Here is a 17,206-nt window from a genome sequence, read left to right as displayed (position 1 = left end):
GAGCGGCATTCAATAAGGCAAATGCCCCCAAAGGGCAAGCCCGAACAACCCCCTTTTCGCAACCCCGCGCCGCTCATTGGTGGGGGTGGAAATGCCGGCTCTTATACAAGCCGCGGCAGGGAAAGCAACAGCAGGATCAGTTCCGCGACTTCAACTGCTGCAGAACGGCGAAGGGATTGGGCTTCTCGGGCTCCTGCGCCACCTCTTCCTCGGCCGGTTCCTCGTCATAGCCTTCGAATTCCACCCCTTCGGCGTGCGGATAGGGGTCCAGGCCCAGCGACAGGTGCTGCGCCGTCAGCTCGCCGATGTCGATTCGGTTGTTCTCCATCGGCTCGGGAATGTCCTCGTCCGACAGGGACGGGTCGAAATCGATCTCCAGCCCCTGGTCCTCGATCATCGACGGCGGCGCGAACAGCGCATCGAAGCTTTCGCTGACATGGGCGGGCACCGGCTCCAGCGTGACGACGCAGGTCTGCACCACGTCGGCCTCCAACTGCCCGGAAACGCGGATCATCTGGCCGCCGCGCACCGCGCGCAGCTTCACCGTGGCGGTCAGGCTGCCGATCGCCTCCAGCTCAAGCCGTTCGGCCAGCGCCTTGCGCTCCGCCTCCGTCGCTTCGATGGTCTCCGTCATGTCGGCGCGGCGCACCGCGTCGGCAGGGACGATGCGCGAGAATTCCGGGGCCGGCAGGGCGCCGTTGGCAGGACTCATGGCGAAAGACTCTCTGATCGGAAACCAAAACGGCCGGCGCGCTCGCGCAACCGGCTTCTGCTCGAGTCACATGCAGCCGACGGGCCGGAAAGGCAAGCCCTCTGGCATCGGACGGCCCTCAGCGCCCAACATATATAGTGTGAGCCTCACGCATTATATGAAGCTCACGCCGGCACCGGCGCGAAGCGGACCTCCCCCCGCATCAGCGACTCCAGCGGCTGGGCGTCGAGCGCCGCGGCGCAGGCGCGGACATAGGCGGTCATGGCCGCCAGCACCCCGTCCGGAACCGGGTCCACCGTGCCGTAGAGGTTGTTGTCCAGCGCCACCTCCAGCCTGCCGTCGCCGGGCTCGGCCAGCGCCTCGTCATAGGCGCGGATTCGCCCGGCCATGCCGCGCGCCATCGTCTTGACCTTGCGGGCAATGCCGCTGTCGCCGGCGCCCATCTCCATCAGCGACTTCTCGAAATCGTCGACCATCGTCTCATAGAGGCGCTGCGACAATTTGGCGGCCTCGGCGCCCTGCCCCTTCAATCGCCGCATGACCAGCAGCAGATGCAGCGCCACCATCTCGAACCGCCCGTCGAGCGTGTCGGGCACGGCGAGCGCACTGTAGAAGGCCGGCTCGCGGGCCCGGCCGACGATGGCGGTGAACAGTCCGCCCACCGCCGTGGCGTTGCGGACACGGGTGCCGCCGCCGATGCCGGACATCAAAGGGGCCAGCAGACGGCCGATAAAGCTTCCTGACACGAACGGCAGCCCTTCCCCGACTCGGAGTCTCGTTGACAGGGCGAAGCAGCCGGTGCGATTGTCCCGCCCGGAGACTGTCCACAGCCGTGGACGGCCTCTCTGCCCCGCCGGCTCCATCATAGCCCGAGCACCATGACCAGATCGAACTTTTCCGCCCCCCGCACCGTCATTCGCACCGCCCTGCTGGGCAGCATCCTGCTCGCCGGCCTCGCCGCGACCGGATGCTCGCCCATCGTCGCCACCCGCGGCAACCTGACGGACCCGCAGCTGGTGGCAGAGCTGCAGCCGGGCCAGAGCCGGCGCGACGACGTCGCCGCGGTGCTGGGCACGCCGACCTCGGTCGGAACCTTCGATCCGAACGTCTGGTACTACATCGGCCAGAAGACCGAGAAGACCGCCTTCTTCGAGCCGGAAGTGACCGAGCGCCGCGTCGTCGTCGCCCATTTCGACGACAATGGCGTCCTGCGCGAGATCAAGACGCTCGACAAGTCGGCAGGCCAGGACGTCGATCTGGTGGAGCGCACCACCCCCACGGCCGGCCGGGAGATGGGCTTCCTGGAACAGATGATGGGCAACGTCGGCCGCTTCTCGGCCAAGGACACCAAGGGCAAGGGCCCCGGCAGCTGACAAAGCGGCCCACAGTGCCCACCGACGCCAATACCGACCTGCGCCACATGCGCGCCGCCCTGTCGCTCGCCGCGCGCGGGCTGGGGCGGACTTGGCCCAATCCGGCTGTCGGCTGCGTTCTGGTCCGCGACGGCGCCGTCATCGGCCGCGGCTGGACCCAGCCCGGCGGCCGGCCGCACGCCGAGACGGAGGCGCTGGCCCGCGCCCGCAGCCTTTCCGGCGGAGCGGAAGGCGCCACCGCCTACGTCACGCTGGAACCCTGCAATCACTATGGCAAGACGCCGCCCTGCGCCCTGGCGCTGGTGGAGGCGAAGGTGGCGCGCGTCGTCGTGGCCTGCCAGGATCCGGATCCTCGGGTCGCCGGCGGTGGCCTGACCCGGCTGCGCGATGCCGGCATAGAGGTCGTCACCGGCGTCTGCGAAGCCGAGGCGCTGGCGCTCAACGAGGGCTTCTTCAATCGCATCACGCTGGGCCGCCCGCTGGTCACGCTGAAAGTCGCCAGCACGCTGGACGGCCGCATCGCCACCGCAACCGGCGAGTCGCAATGGATCACCGGCCCGACCGCCCGCGCCTGGGGCCACCGGCTGCGCGCCGGCCACGACGCCATCCTGGTCGGCATCGGAACCGCGCTGGCCGACGATCCCGAGCTGACCTGCCGCCTGCCCGGCCTGGAAGACCGCAGTCCGGTGCGCGTGGTGCTGGACAGCAGACTCCGCCTGCCGCCGACGGCGAAGCTCGCCACCGGGGCCTCCCGCATTCCGACCTGGGTCGTCACCGGCCCGACCCCCGATCCCGCCCGTGCCGAGGCACTGACCGCTCTCAGTGTCGAGGTGATCCCGGTCGCCGCCGGTAAAGATGGCCGCATCGATCCAGCCGCGGCGATGGCCGCCCTCGCCGCCCGCGGCATCACCCGCGTGCTTGTGGAGGGCGGAGCGTCCATCGCCGGCGCCCTGCTCGGTGCCGGTCTGGTCGACCGGCTGGAATGGTTCCGCGCCGCGTCGCTGATCGGCGGCGACGGGCTGCCGGCGGTCGCCGGCTTCGGAGTCGAGGCGCTGGCCGCGATGGCGCGGTTCGAGCGCACCGCCGTCGGCAGCGCCGGTGCCGATCTGGCCGAAAGCTACCGCCGGATCCCCGCCAAAGCATCGGTCTGGCCACCGGTCTAGCCCGCGCAACAGACCGTTGCGCCGCCCGCGGTGTCGCGCGCGCTTCCCCTGGCCGCGAAACCTGCTAAATTCCTCGCCATGTTCACCGGAATCATCACCGATGTCGGGCGCGTCCGGGCCGTGGAGCGGCAGGGCGACACCCGGTTCACCATCGAGACCGCCTTCGACACGGAGACGATCGCGATCGGGGCGTCCATCGCCCATAACGGCGTCTGTCTGACGGTCATCGAAAAGGGACCGGGGACCTACGTCATCCAGGCGTCGGGGGAAACCCTGTCGAAGACGACGCTCGGCGGCTGGGAACCCGGCACGCGCGTCAACCTGGAACGCGCGCTGAAGGTCGGCGACGAACTGGGCGGGCACATCGTGTCCGGCCATGTCGACGGCGTCGGCCGGCTGGTCTCGATCCGTCCCGAAGGCGAGTCGCTGCGCCTGACCTTCGAGGCGCCGGCCACCCTCGCCAAATACATCGCGCCCAAGGGCTCGGTCGCCATCGACGGCGTGTCGCTGACCGTCAACGAGGTCGAGGGCAACCGCTTCGGCGTCAACATCATCCCCCACACCCAGACCGCCACCAATTTCGGCGGGCTGAAGGAGGGCGATCCGGTCAATCTCGAAATCGATATGCTGGCGCGCTATGTCGCCCGGCTCGCGGGGCAGGAATGACGTCCGAGTTTCACAAGTACCTGTCGACGGCCGAAGAGATCATCGAAGAGGCGCGTCAGGGCAGAATGTTCATCCTGGTCGACGACGAGGACCGGGAGAACGAGGGCGATCTGGTGATCCCCGCCTCCTGCGCCACGCCGGAAGCGGTGAACTTCATGGCCAAGCATGGGCGCGGCCTGATCTGCCTGACCATGGACCGGCCGAACATCGAACGGCTGCGCCTGCCGCTGATGGCACAGCAGAACGCCTCGCGCCACCAGACCGCCTTCACCGTCTCGATCGAAGCGCGCGAGGGGGTGACCACCGGCATCTCCGCCGCCGACCGCGCCCGCACCATCGCCGTCGCCATCGACCCGGCGTCGGGCCCGCAGGACCTCGCCACCCCCGGCCACATCTTCCCGCTGCTGGCGCGTGACGGCGGCGTCCTGGTCCGCGCCGGCCATACGGAGGCGTCGGTCGACATCGCACGCCTGTCCGGCCATTCCAACTCGGCCGTGATCTGCGAGATCATGAACGACGACGGCAGCATGGCCCGCCTGCCGGATCTGGTGCAGTTCGCCCAGTTCCACGGGCTGAAGGTGGGCACCATCGCCGACCTGATCGCCTACCGCCGCCGCACCGAGACCATCGTCGAGCAGGTGCTGGCCGGCACGCTGGACAGCCGCTACGGCGGCCGGTTCCAGAGCTATGTCTACGTCAACAAGATCCAGTATGCGGAGCACATCGCGCTGGTGCGCGGCGACATCTCCGGCGACGAGCCGGTGCTGGTCCGCATGCATGCCCAATCGGTGCTGGACGACGTGCTGGGCGACCGCAACTCCGGCCGCGACAACGACCTGCACGCCTCGATGGAGCTGATCGCCAAGGAAGGCCGCGGCGTCATCGTGCTTCTGCGCGAGCCGAACCCGAACGGCCTGTCGGTCACGCTGAAGGCCCGGCTGGAGGGTCAGGGCAGCAGCGTGCCGGAGCTGCGCGATTACGGCATCGGCGCGCAGATCCTGCTGGATCTGGGCGTGCGCAAGATGGAGCTGATCTCCAACCGCAAGAAGCCGATCATCGGGCTGGAGGGCTACGGCCTGACCGTGGTCGGCCACCGCGCGATCAATCCGGGCGCCGCCGAGCCGGGCGACGACTGAGAAAGGGACTGGTCGCCGCCGGATGACCGACACGCCCCACATCATGGTCGTGGACGCCCGCGTCCACGAGGACATCGCCGATGAGCTGGCGCGCGGCGCCGTCGCGGAACTGGACCGCGCCGGCGCCACGCACATCCGCTATGGCGTGCCCGGCTGTCTGGAGCTTCCGGCGGCGATCATGTACGCCATCCGCTCGATGGATTTCTTCACCGCCCGCAAGCGCTTCGACGGCTATGTCGCGCTGGGCTGCGTGATCCGGGGCGAGACGACGCGGTACGAAACGATCTGTGCCGAAAGCGCCCGCGGCTTGCAGGATCTGGCCTTGCGCTACAGTCTGGCGGTCGGAAACGGCATCCTGACGGTGGAAAACCGCGAGCAGGCCTGGGCGCGGGCCAATGTCGGATCGGTCAATATGGGCGGCCGTGCCGCGCGGGCCTGTCTTGACATGATTGACCTGAAGCGCAAATTCCGCCTCTATCCGCGCTGATCCCGACATCTCCTCTCTTTTAGCGACTGCAGATCATGAGCAACGACGACGCGGGCAGCCCCGTGACACCCGATCACGCCCCCAAGGGCGGCGACTCCAAGGGCAAATCGAAGTCCCGCAAGAACAAGACCGGCGGCGGCTCCGCCAAGGCGCGCCGCAAGGCCGCCCGTCTGGCCGCGGCCCAGGCGCTGTACCAGATCGATCTGGCCCAGGCCCCGGTCGAGAATGTCGTCGGCGAGTTCGTCGCCCACCGGCTGGGCGAGGAGATCGACGGCGACAAGTTCGTTGCCGGCGATCCGCAGCTATTCGCCGACATCGTCCGCGGCGTCGTCCACCGCCGGGCCGAGGTCGACGGCGTGCTGGGCGCCGCGCTCGACCCGCGCTTCCCGCTCGACCGGCTGGAACTGCTGCTGCGCGCCATCCTGCGCGCCGGCGCCTACGAGATCGCGGTCCATATGGACACCCACCCGCGCATCCTCATCAGCGAGTATGTCGACGTCGCCCGCGCCTTCTTCTCCGGCCGCGAGCCGGCGATGGTGAACGGCGTTCTCGACCACGTCGCCCGCGCGCTGCGCGCCGACGACCTCGCCAAGCCCGACCCCGGCCGTAGCACGGCTGAGGAGTAAAACCAAAACTCACCCTCTCCCGCCCCGGGAGAGGGAGGGACCCGCCGAAGGCGGGAGGGTGAGGGGTGATCCGGACATGGATTCTGATCCTTGCCTCACCCCTCACCCTTCCCAAGCTTCGCTTGGGCCCCTTCCATCTCCCGGGACGGGAGAGGGAGCACAAGGGCTCCCCATGACCACTCCCCCCCTCGGCGAATTCGGCCGCATCGCCCGCTTCTTCAAGCCGCTGGCCGCCGGGTTCCCCGGCGCCCGCGGCCTGCGGGACGATGCCGCCGTGTTCGGGGTGCCGGAGGGGCGGGAGTTGGTCGTCACCACCGACGCCATGGTGGCCGGGGTGCATTTCTTCCCCGACGACGCGCCGGCCGACATCGCCGCCAAGCTGATGCGCAGCAACCTGTCCGACCTCGCAGCCATGGGGGCGGAGCCGCTGGCCTACACGCTGGTGACCGCCCTGCCCCGCGGCCTGGACGAATCCTGGCTGGAGGCGTTCGCCGCCGGCCTGGGCGAGGACCAGCGGCAATTCGGCATCGCGCTGGCCGGCGGTGATTCGGTCTCCACCAGCGGCCCGATCACGCTGTCGGTCACCGCCTTCGGGCTGGTGCCCACCGGCCGCGCCCTGCCGCGCTGGGGCGGGCAGCCGGGGGACCGCGTCTTCGTCACCGGCAGCATCGGCGATGCCGCCCTGGGGCTGGAGATCGCCTATGGCCGCCTCGACGTCCCGGACGAGGAGACCCGAGCCCATCTGCTGCGCCGGATGCGCCGGCCCGACCCGCGCATGGGCGTCGGGCCGCGGCTGATCGGGCTGGCCAGCGGCGCCATGGACGTGTCGGACGGTCTGGTCGCCGACCTCGGCCATCTCTGCGAGGAATCCGGCTGCGCCGCCCTGCTGCGGGCCGATGCGGTGCCGCTGTCGGATGCGGCGCGCGGCGCCATCGACGGCGACCCGGCCCGGCTGGCGCTGGCCATCACCGGCGGCGACGATTACGAGCTTCTGTTCGCTGCCCCGCCCTCGGCCCGGGACGCCCTGGCGGATCTTGCCGCCGAGTGCGGCGTCGCGATCGCAGAGGTCGGCGAACTCCGCCCCGGCACGCCCGGCGAGGTCGTCGTGCTGGATGCGGCCGATGCGCCCCTGACGCTGACCCGGCGCGGCTGGGACCATTTCTGACCGGTCCCATTTGTGAGGCCCCTCGGCTCGATCCCGCGCATTTAAGACAATCGAAAGCATCCCCGGCGCAGGGTGCGGCGGAAATTCTTTTGCGTAAGGTGTGCTGCCGTGGTCAAGGCCCTGATCGTCCTCGTGCTCGGCATCGTGCTGCTGGGCGGCGCCGGCTTCGGCGGCTGGTTCGTCTATCAGAAATACTTCACCCCGCATCCGGAAGAGCCGAAGAAGGTGGAGCCGCCGCCAAAGCCCCCCACCGCCTTCGTCCGCCTGGCCCCGTTGGTGGTGCCGATGATCGGCCCGTCCCGAGTCGAGCAGTTCGTCACCGTGGTGGTGGCGGTCGAGGTGATTCTGGAGCAGCAGCCGATGGTCCAGGCCAACCAGCCGCGCCTAACCGACGCCTTCCTGACCGCGCTCTATGGCGGCATCGCCGACAAGTCGATCCTGAACGGCGCTTTGGTCAATATTCCTGCCGTAAAGGCGAAATTGAAGGAGGCTGCGATCAAAGTGGTCGGCAAGGACGCGGTCTATGACGTGCTGGTTCAGGCGGTTACGCAGCGCAATCTCTGACCGCACCGCACAACACCCGCGACTTGCACCCATTTTGCGGTGCAGAAGCCCTGCACTACCCATAAAGGTCAGGATCACCCTCGGCCATTTCGCCGCGTCGCCGCTCCCCGTGCGGCGGTTGCAAAGCGGCGGCACCGGGCGCATGCTTTTCGGGAAAATACTTGCGCCCGACTTCTCCCCCACTTGAATGCGTGGTGGGACCAGCCTTTCCGGGGCGCGTCCTTAAAAGCAATCGGGGGATGCGATGGCTCTAGCGTTCATCGTCATCATCGCCGCCGGCCTGCTCGCGCTGGCCTACGGTTTTCGTACCGGAAAAGAAGTCATGGCCGCGTCGCCGGGGTCCGAGCGGATGCAGGCCATCGCCGCCGCGGTGCAGGAAGGGGCACGCGCCTATCTGAACCGCCAATACACCACCATCGCCATCGCCGGCGTCGTCCTGCTGCTGATCCTGTGGGTGACGCTGGGCTTTCCGGTGGCCTTGGGGTTCCTGATCGGCGCCGTCCTGTCCGGCAGCGCCGGCTATATCGGCATGAACGTGTCGGTCCGCGCCAATGTCCGCACGGCGGAGGCGGCGACCCGCGGGCTGGCTCCCGCACTCGACATCGCCTTCAAATCGGGGGCGATCACCGGCATGCTGGTGGTCGGGCTGGGGATTCTGGGCGTCGGCGGCTATTTCGGCATCCTGACGCTGGTCTACCACGTCAACGACCCGGTCGAGGTCCGCACCGTGCTGGAGGCGCTGGTGGCGCTCAGCTTCGGTGCGTCGCTGATCTCCATCTTCGCCCGGCTGGGCGGCGGCATCTTCACCAAGGGCGCCGACGTCGGCGCCGATCTGGTCGGCAAGGTGGAGGCCGGCATCCCGGAGGACGACCCGCGCAACCCTGCGGTCATCGCGGACAATGTCGGCGACAATGTCGGCGACTGTGCCGGTATGGCCGCCGACCTGTTCGAAACCTACGCCGTCACGATCGTCGCCACCATGCTGTTGGCGGCGATTTTCTTTACCGGCGGCGTGTTGCGGCTGATGCTGGTCTATCCGTTGCTGATCGGCGCGGTCTGCATCCTGGCCTCGGTCGCCGGCACCTTCGCGGTGAAGCTCGGCGCCGACAACGCCATCATGAAGGCACTGTATAAAGGGTTGGCCGTCGCGGCGGGCCTGTCGCTGGTGCTGATCCTGATCGTCACCGCGATCCTGTTCGGCTTCACCCGTACCATTCCGATGACCGACGGCACGGTGATCACTGGCGTCAACCTGTTCGTCTCGGCCCTGGTCGGGCTGGGCGTCACCGGCCTGCTGGTCTGGATCACCGAGTTCTACACCTCGACCGCCTATCGCCCGGTGCGCAGCGTCGCCAAGGCGTCGGAGACCGGGCACGGCACCAACGTCATCCAGGGCCTTGCCGTCTCGATGGAATCGACCGCCCTGCCGGTGATCGTCATCTGCGCCGGCATCCTGATCGCCCATGGGCAGGCCGGCGTCTTCGGCATCGGCATCGCCGCGACGACGATGCTGGCGCTGGCCGGCATGGTGGTGGCGCTCGACGCCTATGGCCCGGTCACCGACAATGCCGGCGGCATCGCCGAGATGTCGGACATGCCCGCCAACATCCGCGTCACCACCGACGCGCTGGACGCCGTCGGCAACACCACCAAGGCGGTGACCAAGGGCTATGCCATCGGCTCCGCCGGTCTGGCCGCGCTGGTCCTGTTCGCCGCCTATGTCCAGGACCTTGGCCATTACTTCCCGAACATCCCGGTGGAGTTCCGGCTGAACGACCCCTATGTCGTCGTCGGGCTGCTGGTGGGCGGCCTGCTGCCCTACCTGTTCGGCGCCATGGGCATGACCGCCGTCGGCCGCGCCGCCGGATCGGTGGTGGTGGAGGTGCGTCGCCAGTTCCGCGAGATCCCTGGCATCATGGAGGGCACCGCAAAACCCGATTACGGCCGCGCGGTGGACATGCTGACCAAGGCGGCGATCAAGGAGATGGTGATCCCCTCATTGCTGCCGGTGCTGGCACCGGTGGTTCTGTATTTCGTCATCACGGCCATCGGCGGGCAGGCGGCGGGCTTCGCGGCGCTGGGCGCCATGCTGCTTGGCACCATCGTCACCGGCATTTTCGTCGCCATTTCGATGACGTCGGGCGGCGGCGCCTGGGACAACGCCAAGAAATACATCGAGGAGGGCAACCACGGCGGCAAGGGCTCCGACGCCCACAAGGCGGCGGTGACCGGCGATACCGTCGGCGATCCCTACAAGGACACCGCCGGCCCGGCGGTGAACCCGATGATCAAGATCACCAACATCGTGGCGATCCTGCTGCTGGCCATCCTGGCACAGTTCAGCTGACGGGTTGGTGCGGGGCAGGACAACCATCCGCCCCGCACCACACCACTCACATCCCCGGCGACGCTTCCGGAGCCAGCTGCTCCACGAACTCGTTGAAGTCGGACGCTTCGCGGAAGTCCTTGTAGACGGAGGCGTAGCGGATATACGCGACCTGATCCATCGTCTGCAGCGCCTCCATGATCTTCTCGCCGATCTGCTTCGACGGGATTTCGCTCTCGCCGGAGGATTCCAGCTGACGGACCATGCTGTTCACCACCCGGTCGATGCGGTCGGCGTCGATCGGGCGCTTGCGCAGCGCGATCCGCATCGACCGCAACAGCTTTTCGCGGTCGAAGGCTTCGCGCTGGCCGTTGCTCTTCACCACCGTCAACTCGCGCAGCTGGACGCGTTCGAAGGTGGTGAAGCGGGCGCTGCAACTGGGACAGAAGCGCCGCCGGCGGATTGCCGAGTTGTCTTCGGTCGGGCGCGAGTCCTTGACCTGGGTGTCCTCGTTTCCGCAGAACGGGCAGCGCATCTGGTGGATTCCCCGTTAATTACAGCGTGGGATAGATCGGGAACTGACGGCACAGGCCGCGCACCCGCTCGCGCATCGCGGCCTCGACGGCCGTGTTGTCGCCGGAGTTGCTGGCGGCCAGCCCGTCCAGCGTCTCGACGATCATCTCGCCGACCTGTTTGAACTCGGCGGTGCCGAAGCCGCGGGTGGTCGCCGCCGGGCTGCCCAGACGGACGCCGGAGGTGATCATCGGCTTCTGCGGGTCGAACGGCACGCCGTTCTTGTTGCAGGTCATGCCGGCATGCTCAAGGCTGGCTTCCGCCGCCTTGCCGGTCAGGTTCTTCGGACGCAGGTCGACCAGCACGATGTGGCTGTCGGTGCCGCCCGACACAATGTCCAACCCGCCGCCGATCAGCGTCTTGGCCAGCACCTGGGCGTTGTCGACCACCGCCTGGGCATAGGCCTTGAACTCCGGACGCAGCGCCTCGGCGAAGGCGACGGCCTTGGCGGCGATGACATGCATCAGCGGGCCGCCCTGCAGGCCGGGGAACACCGCCGAGTTGATCTTCTTGGCGATTTCTTCGCTGTTGGTCATCACCATGCCGCCGCGCGGGCCGCGCAGGGTCTTGTGGGTGGTGGTGGTGGCCACGTCGGCATAGGGGAACGGGTTCGGATAGACGCCGCCGGCGATCAGGCCGGCATAGTGGGCGATGTCCACCATCAGATAGGCGCCGACCTCGTCCGCGATGGCGCGGAAGCGCTGGTAGTCCAGGACGCGCGGATAGGCGGAGCCGCCGGCGATGATCAGCTTCGGCTTATGCTCGCGGGCCAGCGCCTCGACCTGATCGAAGTCGATCAGATGATCGTCCTTGCGGACGCCGTACTGCACGGCCTTGAACCACTTGCCCGACATGTTGGGGGCGGCGCCGTGGGTCAGGTGACCGCCGGCGGCCAGCGACATGCCGAGAACGCAGTCGCCCGGCTGCAGCAGGGCCAGCATCACCGCCTGGTTGGCCTGGGAGCCGGAGTTCGGCTGCACGTTGGCGAACTCGCAGCCGAACAGCTTGCAGGCGCGCTCGATCGCCAGATTCTCGGCGATGTCGACGAACTCGCAGCCGCCGTAGTAACGCTTGCCCGGATAGCCTTCGGCATATTTGTTGGTCAGGACCGAGCCCTGCGCCTCCAGCACCGCCTGCGAGACGATGTTCTCGGACGCGATCAGTTCGATCTGCTCCTGCTGGCGGACCAGCTCGTCGCGCACCGCGCGGGCCAGTTCGGGATCGGTCTCGGCGAGCGAGGCGGCGAAGAAGCGGCCGATCTCGGCGGTGTTGCTGCTGGTCATGGCGGAAGGTTCCTCGATCGAAGGGCGCGAAGCCGGCCGGACGCCCGGTCCGGCGGCTCGCGTTGGGTCTTTCCGGGCCCTGTCGCGTCCCGGTTGCGGGCCTTGGCGGCCAAATGAGGGGCCAGGAGAGGGCGGCGCGACGGCGCGCTCAGCCCATCTTGGCGATGCGGCGGCTGTGGCGCTCGCCGCCTTCGAAACCGGACTTCAGGAAGACGTCGACGCAGTCCTTGGCGATCTCCGGCCCGATGACGCGGGCGCCGAGCGCGATCACGTTGGCGTCGTTGTGCTCGCGCGACAGGCGGGCGGTGGTCACGTCATGGACCAGGGCGGCGCGGATGCCGGGATGGCGGTTGGCGGCGATGCTGATGCCGATGCCGCTGCCGCAGATCAGCACGCCGCGCTGCGCCCGGCCGTCGGTGACGGCGGCGGCCAGCGCCGCGGCGAAATCCGGGTAATCGACCGAGGCCGGCCCGTCGGTGCCGAGGTCGAGGACGGTGTAGCCGGCGTCCTCGAGCTGCCGGGCGATCTGGGCCTTCAGCTCATAGCCGGCGTGATCGGAAGCGAGTGCCACGGTGCGGACGGTCATGACGGCAAAAACTCCGGTGCGTGCGGTAGCGGATGCACAAACGACGACAGCGCCGGCAATGCGGCGAAAGACGCCCGCACCCTACCAGATGTCGGTGCCGCCCGCCACTGCCACACCATGACGTGGATGCATAGCTAACTCCGGGGTTAATTCCGGCGCCCTCTCCGGCGGCAGCGGACGACGCAGTGACGCAGTGACGCAGGCCGTCCTTCCCGGCTTCCGGCTCCCGCCGAACCATGGCACCCCGCTACCGCGAAGGTTTGGAGACGGATTTCACCTCTGCGTTGCCGAGACGCCGAAACAAGGGAGATAGCCGGTTCGTTATAGGAGTGGGAAAACGCCCAATTGCCGTGGCGGACTCGGCGGAAAATCACAAGCCCCGGCTTACTAGACCGCCGCAAAAGCCGCGGCACAGCCACAACCGCGCAACGATTTTCAGCGAAGGCTGATTTGCACCGCGCTCCTTTGTTCTGGCAGCCAAGAGCAACTAATTTGAAGCTTGCCGAAATTATATTGACACCCAAATCACGGTATGCAACTTGGTTCGTACGGACAAATGAAAAACCAGGACACAGTGCAATGAGCGACCAGCTTCGCGCCGATGTACCGGACAATGCGCTGCTGCGGATGACCGCCGACATCGTATCGGCGTATGTCAGCAAGAACGTGTTGCCTGCTCAGCAAATCCCCGATGTGATCAATACGGTCTACTCGTCGCTGACTGGCCTGAATGGTCAGCCGCGCGAGGTCGCGGCGGAACCGCTGAAGCCTGCCGTTCCGATTCGCAAGTCGGTGACGCCCGAATACATCGTCTGCCTGGAAGACGGGAAGAAGCTGAAGATGCTGAAGCGGCACCTTCGCTCCACCTACAACATGTCGCCGGACGAGTATCGCGCCCGCTGGGGACTTCCGCCCGACTATCCGATGGTCGCGCCGAACTATGCCGCCCAGCGTTCGGAATTCGCCAAGCGCATCGGCCTCGGCCGCAGCTCCGGCCGCCAGACCCGCCGCAAGGCCGGCTGATCGCGTAAAGTCCGTATGCAGCGCGGGCCGGTCCCATGGGATGCGGCCCGTGTGCATGTCAGAACGATGGCAAAGCGTTGGAAATAGCGGCGAAACCATCGGATTGATTGAAGCTTTGCAAGCCGTCCACACTCGCAAGTTGCGGTAGACCGACCAAAGCCAACATCGCAGCCGTCCTGCCGCATCCCGGCGGCCATGGTCCCGGGCGGCGCCGCCCCGATCGCCCCCAGACGGCCCCAGGCTCAGTTGGCGCAGCCCTTGCGGCCTGACAGGCGGCAGTTGAACCGATCGACATTGCGACCCAGTTCCCGCCCGGTCGCCACATTCTCTTCGTTCAGGCAGGTCAGGTAGGCCATCGACTTGTCGACATACTCCTTCACCTCACCCTGACAGGACGACATCTTGTCGGCGCTGAGGAAGGTCGACTGGTCGTCCATGCACAGCGGCACACCCGGCTTCAGGCAGCCCGCCGCCGGACTGGTGGGCTGGAGCGCCGTCGATGCCGACCCGCCGGCCGGCGTGCCGGGCGACGGGGCGGCGGGCGCGGCAGTCCGTCCCCCATGATCCTGCGTCCCATGGCCCGGCTTCTGCGAGGTCGCGGCGGTTGCCGTCCGCGCGGTGGCCAGCACCGGAAGGGCCGCCGACAGGGCGGTTGCCGTCAAGACCGCCGACATCACCGACACGCGCAGGAAAGCCGTCACACGAAGCGCCCTCACACCAAACATGGCCTCGATCCCCTGGTGATTCGTTCCTCTGTCCGAAAGCCGGCCGGAGAACGGCCGGAACCTTTCTTCGCTTACCCGCCCCGACGGCACGGGAGAAGGGCCATTTCTATGCGCCATTCGTTCAGAGATGCGCGGTTCTACAAGCGTTACACCCCCTGCGCCAGTGCCAACGGGCAGGCATAGGTCTACTGTCTGGGTCGAGCGGTTCGCTCTACGACCGGCGATCCGGCCTTGGGCCATGTCCATTGCGGCCATGTCCCCTGCGGGGTTGCCGGCGGAGGCATGCCGGCGCTCACCATCAGCAAAAGCCAGACTTCGATCCGCGCCGCCCGGCCCCGTCCGGCGGCGCGTTTTCTTTGGCAGGCTCCGGCGGCTGGTCAGTAGAGGCCGCCGCGCCCCTTCGGTCCCGGCCTGCCCGCACCACCGGCCGGGCTTCCGCCTTCCGCGTTCTTGTTCTGGACGAAGCGCAGCTTGTTGATCGCCGTCCGCTTCAGCAGTTCCTGGCTGCCGGTCGCCGGGCCGGCCACCGTCACCTCGACGCCCGTCTTCGCGTCGATGGCGGTGACCCTCAGATAGCTGCCGACCCGCTGGAACTCGAACAGCACCTCGCCGTCGCCGCCCGCTGCCGTCATGACCCATCCCCTCCCCTGTCCGAAGGCCGATCTCCGTTCGAGACCGCAACGCCCGGTGGCCGCCGCTGTTGTTCCCGCTGCCATTCGGCGCGCAGGAGCCCCGCTCCGCCAACACCCACAGCGAGGAAGGACCATCATAATGGCCGCCAAGACGATGCAGGATCTGCTGATCGAGGATCTTCGCGACATCTACCACGCCGAGAAGCAGATCGCGAAGGCCCTGCCCAAGATGGCCAGGGCCGTCAGCTCCGACCAGCTGCGCAAGGCTTTCGAGACCCATCTGGAACAGACCAACGGCCAGATCGAGCGGCTGCAGCAGGTGTTCGAGGAACTGGACACCCGCCCCCGCGGCAAGCATTGCGACGCGATGGAGGGGCTGATCAGCGAGGCGCAGGAAATCCTGGAGATGGGTCTGGCGCCCGAGGTGCAGGACGCCGCCCTGCTCGCCGCCGCCCAGAAGGTGGAGCATTACGAGATCGCCAGCTACGGCACGCTCCACGCCTACGCCACCGCCTGCGGCCTCGACAAGGTCGCCAAGCTGCTGGACGAGACGCTGCAGGAGGAAAAGGACACCGACTCCCTGCTGAACAAGCTGGCGATCGGCGACATCAACAAGAAGGCGATGACCGCCGGCGGCAGGAAGGCCGCCTGATCCCAGCCAGACCGTGACCAATCGCCCCCGGGCCGGCAAAAGACCCGGGCGGCGGTTGCAACCGCCGCGTCGGACCGGTAGCATCCCAGCCATCCGGTCCTTCGCGGTGTCTGTCATGCGCGGCTTTCTGCCTGCCCTCTGCCTTGCCCTGTTCCTGACCCTGCCGTCGGCGCTGCCGGCCGCCGCGAACGAAGGGGCGCCGGGCGCCCTGCCGCCGTCGGTGCGGATCAAGCCGCTGATGGTCCCGGTGGTGAATGCCGGCCGGATCGAGAAATACACCCAGGTCGAAGTGAACCTGGAAATCGGCGACGCGCTGAAGCTGGGCGAGGTGCAGTTGAGCATCCCCCGCCTGCACGACGCCATCCTGACCGCCATCTACAAGGGCATCGACGAGGGTTGGATCGTCCGCGGCAACATCGCGAACGTCCCCGCTCTGCGCCGCCGGATCGACGAATCGGTGATCGCGATGTTCGGCAAGGACGTCGTCAGCCGCATCCTGATCACGCCCATCGCCCGCCAGTCGTCGCTGCAATAACCCAACTCCACCAGCCTGTGCCGGGAGGATCGAGTCGTCATGCCCGTCGTCTATGTCGCGCGCAGCGCCGCCCTGACCAAATGGGCGTCCGACGTCGGCCAGGGTAAGCACATCTACAAGCTGGGAGTCGCGGAGGACGAGGCCGCGGCGAAGGCCGCCGTCGCCGCCGGCTGGGGTGGCGAATCCGACTGGAAGCTGGTGCAGTCCAAACAGGTCGAGGATCTGGACGAGGACGGCGCGCTGGCCCGGCTGGGCCGGCGCGAGAAGGTGATCGACCCCACCTATTACCCGCGCCTGAAGGGCGCCGCCGGCGTCTACCGCATCACCCTGACCAACGTACAGAACAGCCTGCTGGTCGCCAAGGCGATGACCGCCGACGAGCCGCTGACCGAGGTCAAGGTCAAGCCCAAGGACATCGCCGACTACATGATCCGCAACGCGATCGCCTGAGCCGCCCAGGATGTTCCCTCCGCCGATCCGCCGCGTCGCTTTCGACGCCCTGTCGCTGACCGATCTGCACGACCTGCTGGCCTTGCGCAGCCGCGTGTTCGTGGTCGAGCAGGCCTGCCCCTATCCCGACATCGACGGCCGCGACCCCGGCGCGCTTCACCTGATCGCGAGGGACGGCACCGGCGCCATCGTCGGCTGCGCCCGCTGCCTTGAGCCGGATGGCGAAGATGCCGACGCGCCGGTTTCCTTCGGCCGGCTGGCGGTGGACCCGTCGCAACGCTCCACCGGGTTGGGCCGCGCATTGGTCGCGGAATCGCTGGCGGTGCTGGCGGAACGCTGGCCCGACCGCGACGTGCTGATCGGCGCACAGCTCTATCTGGAGCGCTTTTACGGCAGCTTCGGCTTTGCTCGGGTCACCGAACCCTACGACGACTTCGGCATTCCGCACATCGACATGCGCCTGCGTCGCTGACCGCAAAAGCGGCCATCCGATACGCACAGGTTGCTGCGTCGCGAAGCCGCATGCGCG

21 protein-coding genes are annotated in these 17,206 nt (G+C 67.8%); 14 read left to right on the top strand and 7 right to left on the bottom strand.

Going from position 1 to position 17,206, the window contains the following annotated elements:
• Positions 1-136: 136 nt before the first annotated feature.
• Positions 137-712 carry a YceD family protein gene (locus tag PWS46_RS04085; RefSeq protein ID WP_434618401.1) on the bottom strand — a complete coding sequence of 192 codons (576 nt, stop codon included), beginning with the start codon at positions 710-712 and terminating at the stop codon, positions 137-139.
• 164 nt (positions 713-876) lie between these two features.
• The gene (locus PWS46_RS04080) at positions 877-1,458 is read right to left on the bottom strand and encodes a ubiquinol-cytochrome C chaperone family protein (RefSeq protein ID WP_434618398.1); all 582 of its coding nucleotides are present in this window, start codon (positions 1,456-1,458) and stop codon (positions 877-879) included.
• 132 nt (positions 1,459-1,590) lie between these two features.
• On the opposite strand from PWS46_RS04080, the gene PWS46_RS04075 reads away from it, so the two are divergent.
• From PWS46_RS04075 to PWS46_RS04035, 9 genes are all read left to right on the top strand, one after another.
• The gene (locus PWS46_RS04075) at positions 1,591-2,085 is read left to right on the top strand and encodes an outer membrane protein assembly factor BamE (RefSeq protein WP_434618395.1); all 495 of its coding nucleotides are present in this window, start codon (positions 1,591-1,593) and stop codon (positions 2,083-2,085) included.
• 14 nt (positions 2,086-2,099) lie between these two features.
• A complete protein-coding gene (gene ribD, locus PWS46_RS04070) occupies positions 2,100-3,248 on the top strand; it encodes a bifunctional diaminohydroxyphosphoribosylaminopyrimidine deaminase/5-amino-6-(5-phosphoribosylamino)uracil reductase RibD (protein WP_434618392.1) in 1,149 nt (382 codons plus the stop codon).
• Positions 3,249-3,326: 78 nt separating this feature from the next.
• Positions 3,327-3,914 carry a riboflavin synthase gene (locus tag PWS46_RS04065; protein WP_434618389.1) on the top strand — a complete coding sequence of 196 codons (588 nt, stop codon included), beginning with the start codon at positions 3,327-3,329 and terminating at the stop codon, positions 3,912-3,914.
• Entirely contained in the window at positions 3,911-5,050 is a 1,140-nt protein-coding gene (ribB, locus tag PWS46_RS04060) for a 3,4-dihydroxy-2-butanone-4-phosphate synthase (protein WP_434618386.1), read from the top strand. Before PWS46_RS04065 ends, ribB begins: the two co-directional genes overlap by 4 nt.
• Positions 5,051-5,072: 22 nt before the next feature.
• Positions 5,073-5,537 carry a 6,7-dimethyl-8-ribityllumazine synthase gene (gene ribH, locus PWS46_RS04055; protein WP_012973639.1) on the top strand — a complete coding sequence of 155 codons (465 nt, stop codon included), beginning with the start codon at positions 5,073-5,075 and terminating at the stop codon, positions 5,535-5,537.
• 35 nt (positions 5,538-5,572) lie between these two features.
• Complete coding sequence (nusB, locus tag PWS46_RS04050) at positions 5,573-6,163, top strand: transcription antitermination factor NusB (protein WP_434618382.1); 591 nt, start codon at positions 5,573-5,575, stop codon at positions 6,161-6,163.
• 172 nt (positions 6,164-6,335) lie between these two features.
• Entirely contained in the window at positions 6,336-7,328 is a 993-nt protein-coding gene (gene thiL, locus PWS46_RS04045; RefSeq protein WP_434618379.1) for a thiamine-phosphate kinase, read from the top strand.
• Between the two features lie 108 nt (positions 7,329-7,436).
• On the top strand, positions 7,437-7,892 hold the full coding sequence (locus PWS46_RS04040) for a hypothetical protein (RefSeq protein ID WP_434618376.1): 456 nt from the start codon (positions 7,437-7,439) through the stop codon (positions 7,890-7,892).
• Between the two features lie 244 nt (positions 7,893-8,136).
• On the top strand, positions 8,137-10,239 hold the full coding sequence (locus tag PWS46_RS04035) for a sodium-translocating pyrophosphatase (RefSeq protein ID WP_434618373.1): 2,103 nt from the start codon (positions 8,137-8,139) through the stop codon (positions 10,237-10,239).
• Between the two features lie 46 nt (positions 10,240-10,285).
• Here PWS46_RS04035 and nrdR read toward each other — a convergent pair whose 3' ends face one another.
• The 3 genes from nrdR to rpiB form a co-directional block, all read right to left on the bottom strand.
• Positions 10,286-10,753: a transcriptional regulator NrdR gene (gene nrdR, locus PWS46_RS04030; protein ID WP_149223257.1), complete on the bottom strand. Its 468-nt coding sequence runs from the start codon at positions 10,751-10,753 to the stop codon at positions 10,286-10,288.
• A 19-nt stretch (positions 10,754-10,772) separates the two neighbouring features.
• A complete protein-coding gene (glyA, locus tag PWS46_RS04025) occupies positions 10,773-12,074 on the bottom strand; it encodes a serine hydroxymethyltransferase (protein ID WP_434618369.1) in 1,302 nt (433 codons plus the stop codon).
• A gap of 148 nt (positions 12,075-12,222) precedes the next feature.
• Positions 12,223-12,660, bottom strand: a complete 438-nt coding sequence (rpiB, locus tag PWS46_RS04020; RefSeq protein WP_434618366.1) for a ribose 5-phosphate isomerase B — start codon at positions 12,658-12,660, stop codon at positions 12,223-12,225.
• A 579-nt stretch (positions 12,661-13,239) separates the two neighbouring features.
• On the opposite strand from rpiB, the gene PWS46_RS04015 reads away from it, so the two are divergent.
• The gene (locus tag PWS46_RS04015) at positions 13,240-13,683 is read left to right on the top strand and encodes a MucR family transcriptional regulator (RefSeq protein WP_014247241.1); all 444 of its coding nucleotides are present in this window, start codon (positions 13,240-13,242) and stop codon (positions 13,681-13,683) included.
• Between the two features lie 242 nt (positions 13,684-13,925).
• On the opposite strand, the gene PWS46_RS04010 is transcribed toward PWS46_RS04015, so the two are convergent.
• Entirely contained in the window at positions 13,926-14,384 is a 459-nt protein-coding gene (locus tag PWS46_RS04010; protein ID WP_434618363.1) for a hypothetical protein, read from the bottom strand.
• Positions 14,385-14,785: 401 nt separating this feature from the next.
• Positions 14,786-15,040, bottom strand: coding sequence for a DUF6898 family protein (locus PWS46_RS04005; protein WP_434618360.1), 255 nt, complete (start codon positions 15,038-15,040; stop codon positions 14,786-14,788).
• 139 nt (positions 15,041-15,179) lie between these two features.
• Between PWS46_RS04005 and PWS46_RS04000 the strand changes: the two genes are divergently transcribed.
• The 4 genes from PWS46_RS04000 (at position 15,180) to PWS46_RS03985 (ending at position 17,149) form a co-directional block, all read left to right on the top strand.
• Entirely contained in the window at positions 15,180-15,692 is a 513-nt protein-coding gene (locus PWS46_RS04000) for a ferritin-like domain-containing protein (protein WP_434618357.1), read from the top strand.
• Positions 15,693-15,807: 115 nt separating this feature from the next.
• Positions 15,808-16,227, top strand: a complete 420-nt coding sequence (locus tag PWS46_RS03995; protein WP_085088861.1) for a hypothetical protein — start codon at positions 15,808-15,810, stop codon at positions 16,225-16,227.
• A gap of 39 nt (positions 16,228-16,266) precedes the next feature.
• Complete coding sequence (locus PWS46_RS03990; RefSeq protein WP_434618354.1) at positions 16,267-16,677, top strand: hypothetical protein; 411 nt, start codon at positions 16,267-16,269, stop codon at positions 16,675-16,677.
• 10 nt (positions 16,678-16,687) lie between these two features.
• Entirely contained in the window at positions 16,688-17,149 is a 462-nt protein-coding gene (locus tag PWS46_RS03985; protein ID WP_434618351.1) for a GNAT family N-acetyltransferase, read from the top strand.
• Positions 17,150-17,206: the final 57 nt, after the last annotated feature.

Source organism: Azospirillum sp. B2RO_4 (assembly GCF_051124815.1).
GTDB lineage: Bacteria > Pseudomonadota > Alphaproteobacteria > Azospirillales > Azospirillaceae > Azospirillum.
The sequence above is the reverse complement of the archived record's forward strand: the minus strand, read 5'-3'. Positions and strand labels throughout refer to the sequence as shown.

What these genes read in the sequence shown, in the direction of transcription:
- PWS46_RS04085 (WP_434618401.1), bottom strand. Translation starts at nt 712, where the DNA reads ATGAGTCCTGCCAACGGCGCCCTGCCGGCCCCGGAATTCTCGCGCATC.
- PWS46_RS04075 (WP_434618395.1), top strand. Translation starts at nt 1,591, where the DNA reads ATGACCAGATCGAACTTTTCCGCCCCCCGCACCGTCATTCGCACCGCC.
- PWS46_RS04065 (WP_434618389.1), top strand. Translation starts at nt 3,327, where the DNA reads ATGTTCACCGGAATCATCACCGATGTCGGGCGCGTCCGGGCCGTGGAG.
- ribB (WP_434618386.1), top strand. Translation starts at nt 3,911, where the DNA reads ATGACGTCCGAGTTTCACAAGTACCTGTCGACGGCCGAAGAGATCATC.
- ribH (WP_012973639.1), top strand. Translation starts at nt 5,073, where the DNA reads ATGACCGACACGCCCCACATCATGGTCGTGGACGCCCGCGTCCACGAG.
- nusB (WP_434618382.1), top strand. Translation starts at nt 5,573, where the DNA reads ATGAGCAACGACGACGCGGGCAGCCCCGTGACACCCGATCACGCCCCC.
- thiL (WP_434618379.1), top strand. Translation starts at nt 6,336, where the DNA reads ATGACCACTCCCCCCCTCGGCGAATTCGGCCGCATCGCCCGCTTCTTC.
- PWS46_RS04035 (WP_434618373.1), top strand. Translation starts at nt 8,137, where the DNA reads ATGGCTCTAGCGTTCATCGTCATCATCGCCGCCGGCCTGCTCGCGCTG.
- nrdR (WP_149223257.1), bottom strand. Translation starts at nt 10,753, where the DNA reads ATGCGCTGCCCGTTCTGCGGAAACGAGGACACCCAGGTCAAGGACTCG.
- glyA (WP_434618369.1), bottom strand. Translation starts at nt 12,074, where the DNA reads ATGACCAGCAGCAACACCGCCGAGATCGGCCGCTTCTTCGCCGCCTCG.
- rpiB (WP_434618366.1), bottom strand. Translation starts at nt 12,660, where the DNA reads ATGACCGTCCGCACCGTGGCACTCGCTTCCGATCACGCCGGCTATGAG.
- PWS46_RS04015 (WP_014247241.1), top strand. Translation starts at nt 13,240, where the DNA reads ATGAGCGACCAGCTTCGCGCCGATGTACCGGACAATGCGCTGCTGCGG.
- PWS46_RS04005 (WP_434618360.1), bottom strand. Translation starts at nt 15,040, where the DNA reads ATGACGGCAGCGGGCGGCGACGGCGAGGTGCTGTTCGAGTTCCAGCGG.
- PWS46_RS04000 (WP_434618357.1), top strand. Translation starts at nt 15,180, where the DNA reads ATGGCCGCCAAGACGATGCAGGATCTGCTGATCGAGGATCTTCGCGAC.
- PWS46_RS03995 (WP_085088861.1), top strand. Translation starts at nt 15,808, where the DNA reads ATGCGCGGCTTTCTGCCTGCCCTCTGCCTTGCCCTGTTCCTGACCCTG.
- PWS46_RS03990 (WP_434618354.1), top strand. Translation starts at nt 16,267, where the DNA reads ATGCCCGTCGTCTATGTCGCGCGCAGCGCCGCCCTGACCAAATGGGCG.
- PWS46_RS03985 (WP_434618351.1), top strand. Translation starts at nt 16,688, where the DNA reads ATGTTCCCTCCGCCGATCCGCCGCGTCGCTTTCGACGCCCTGTCGCTG.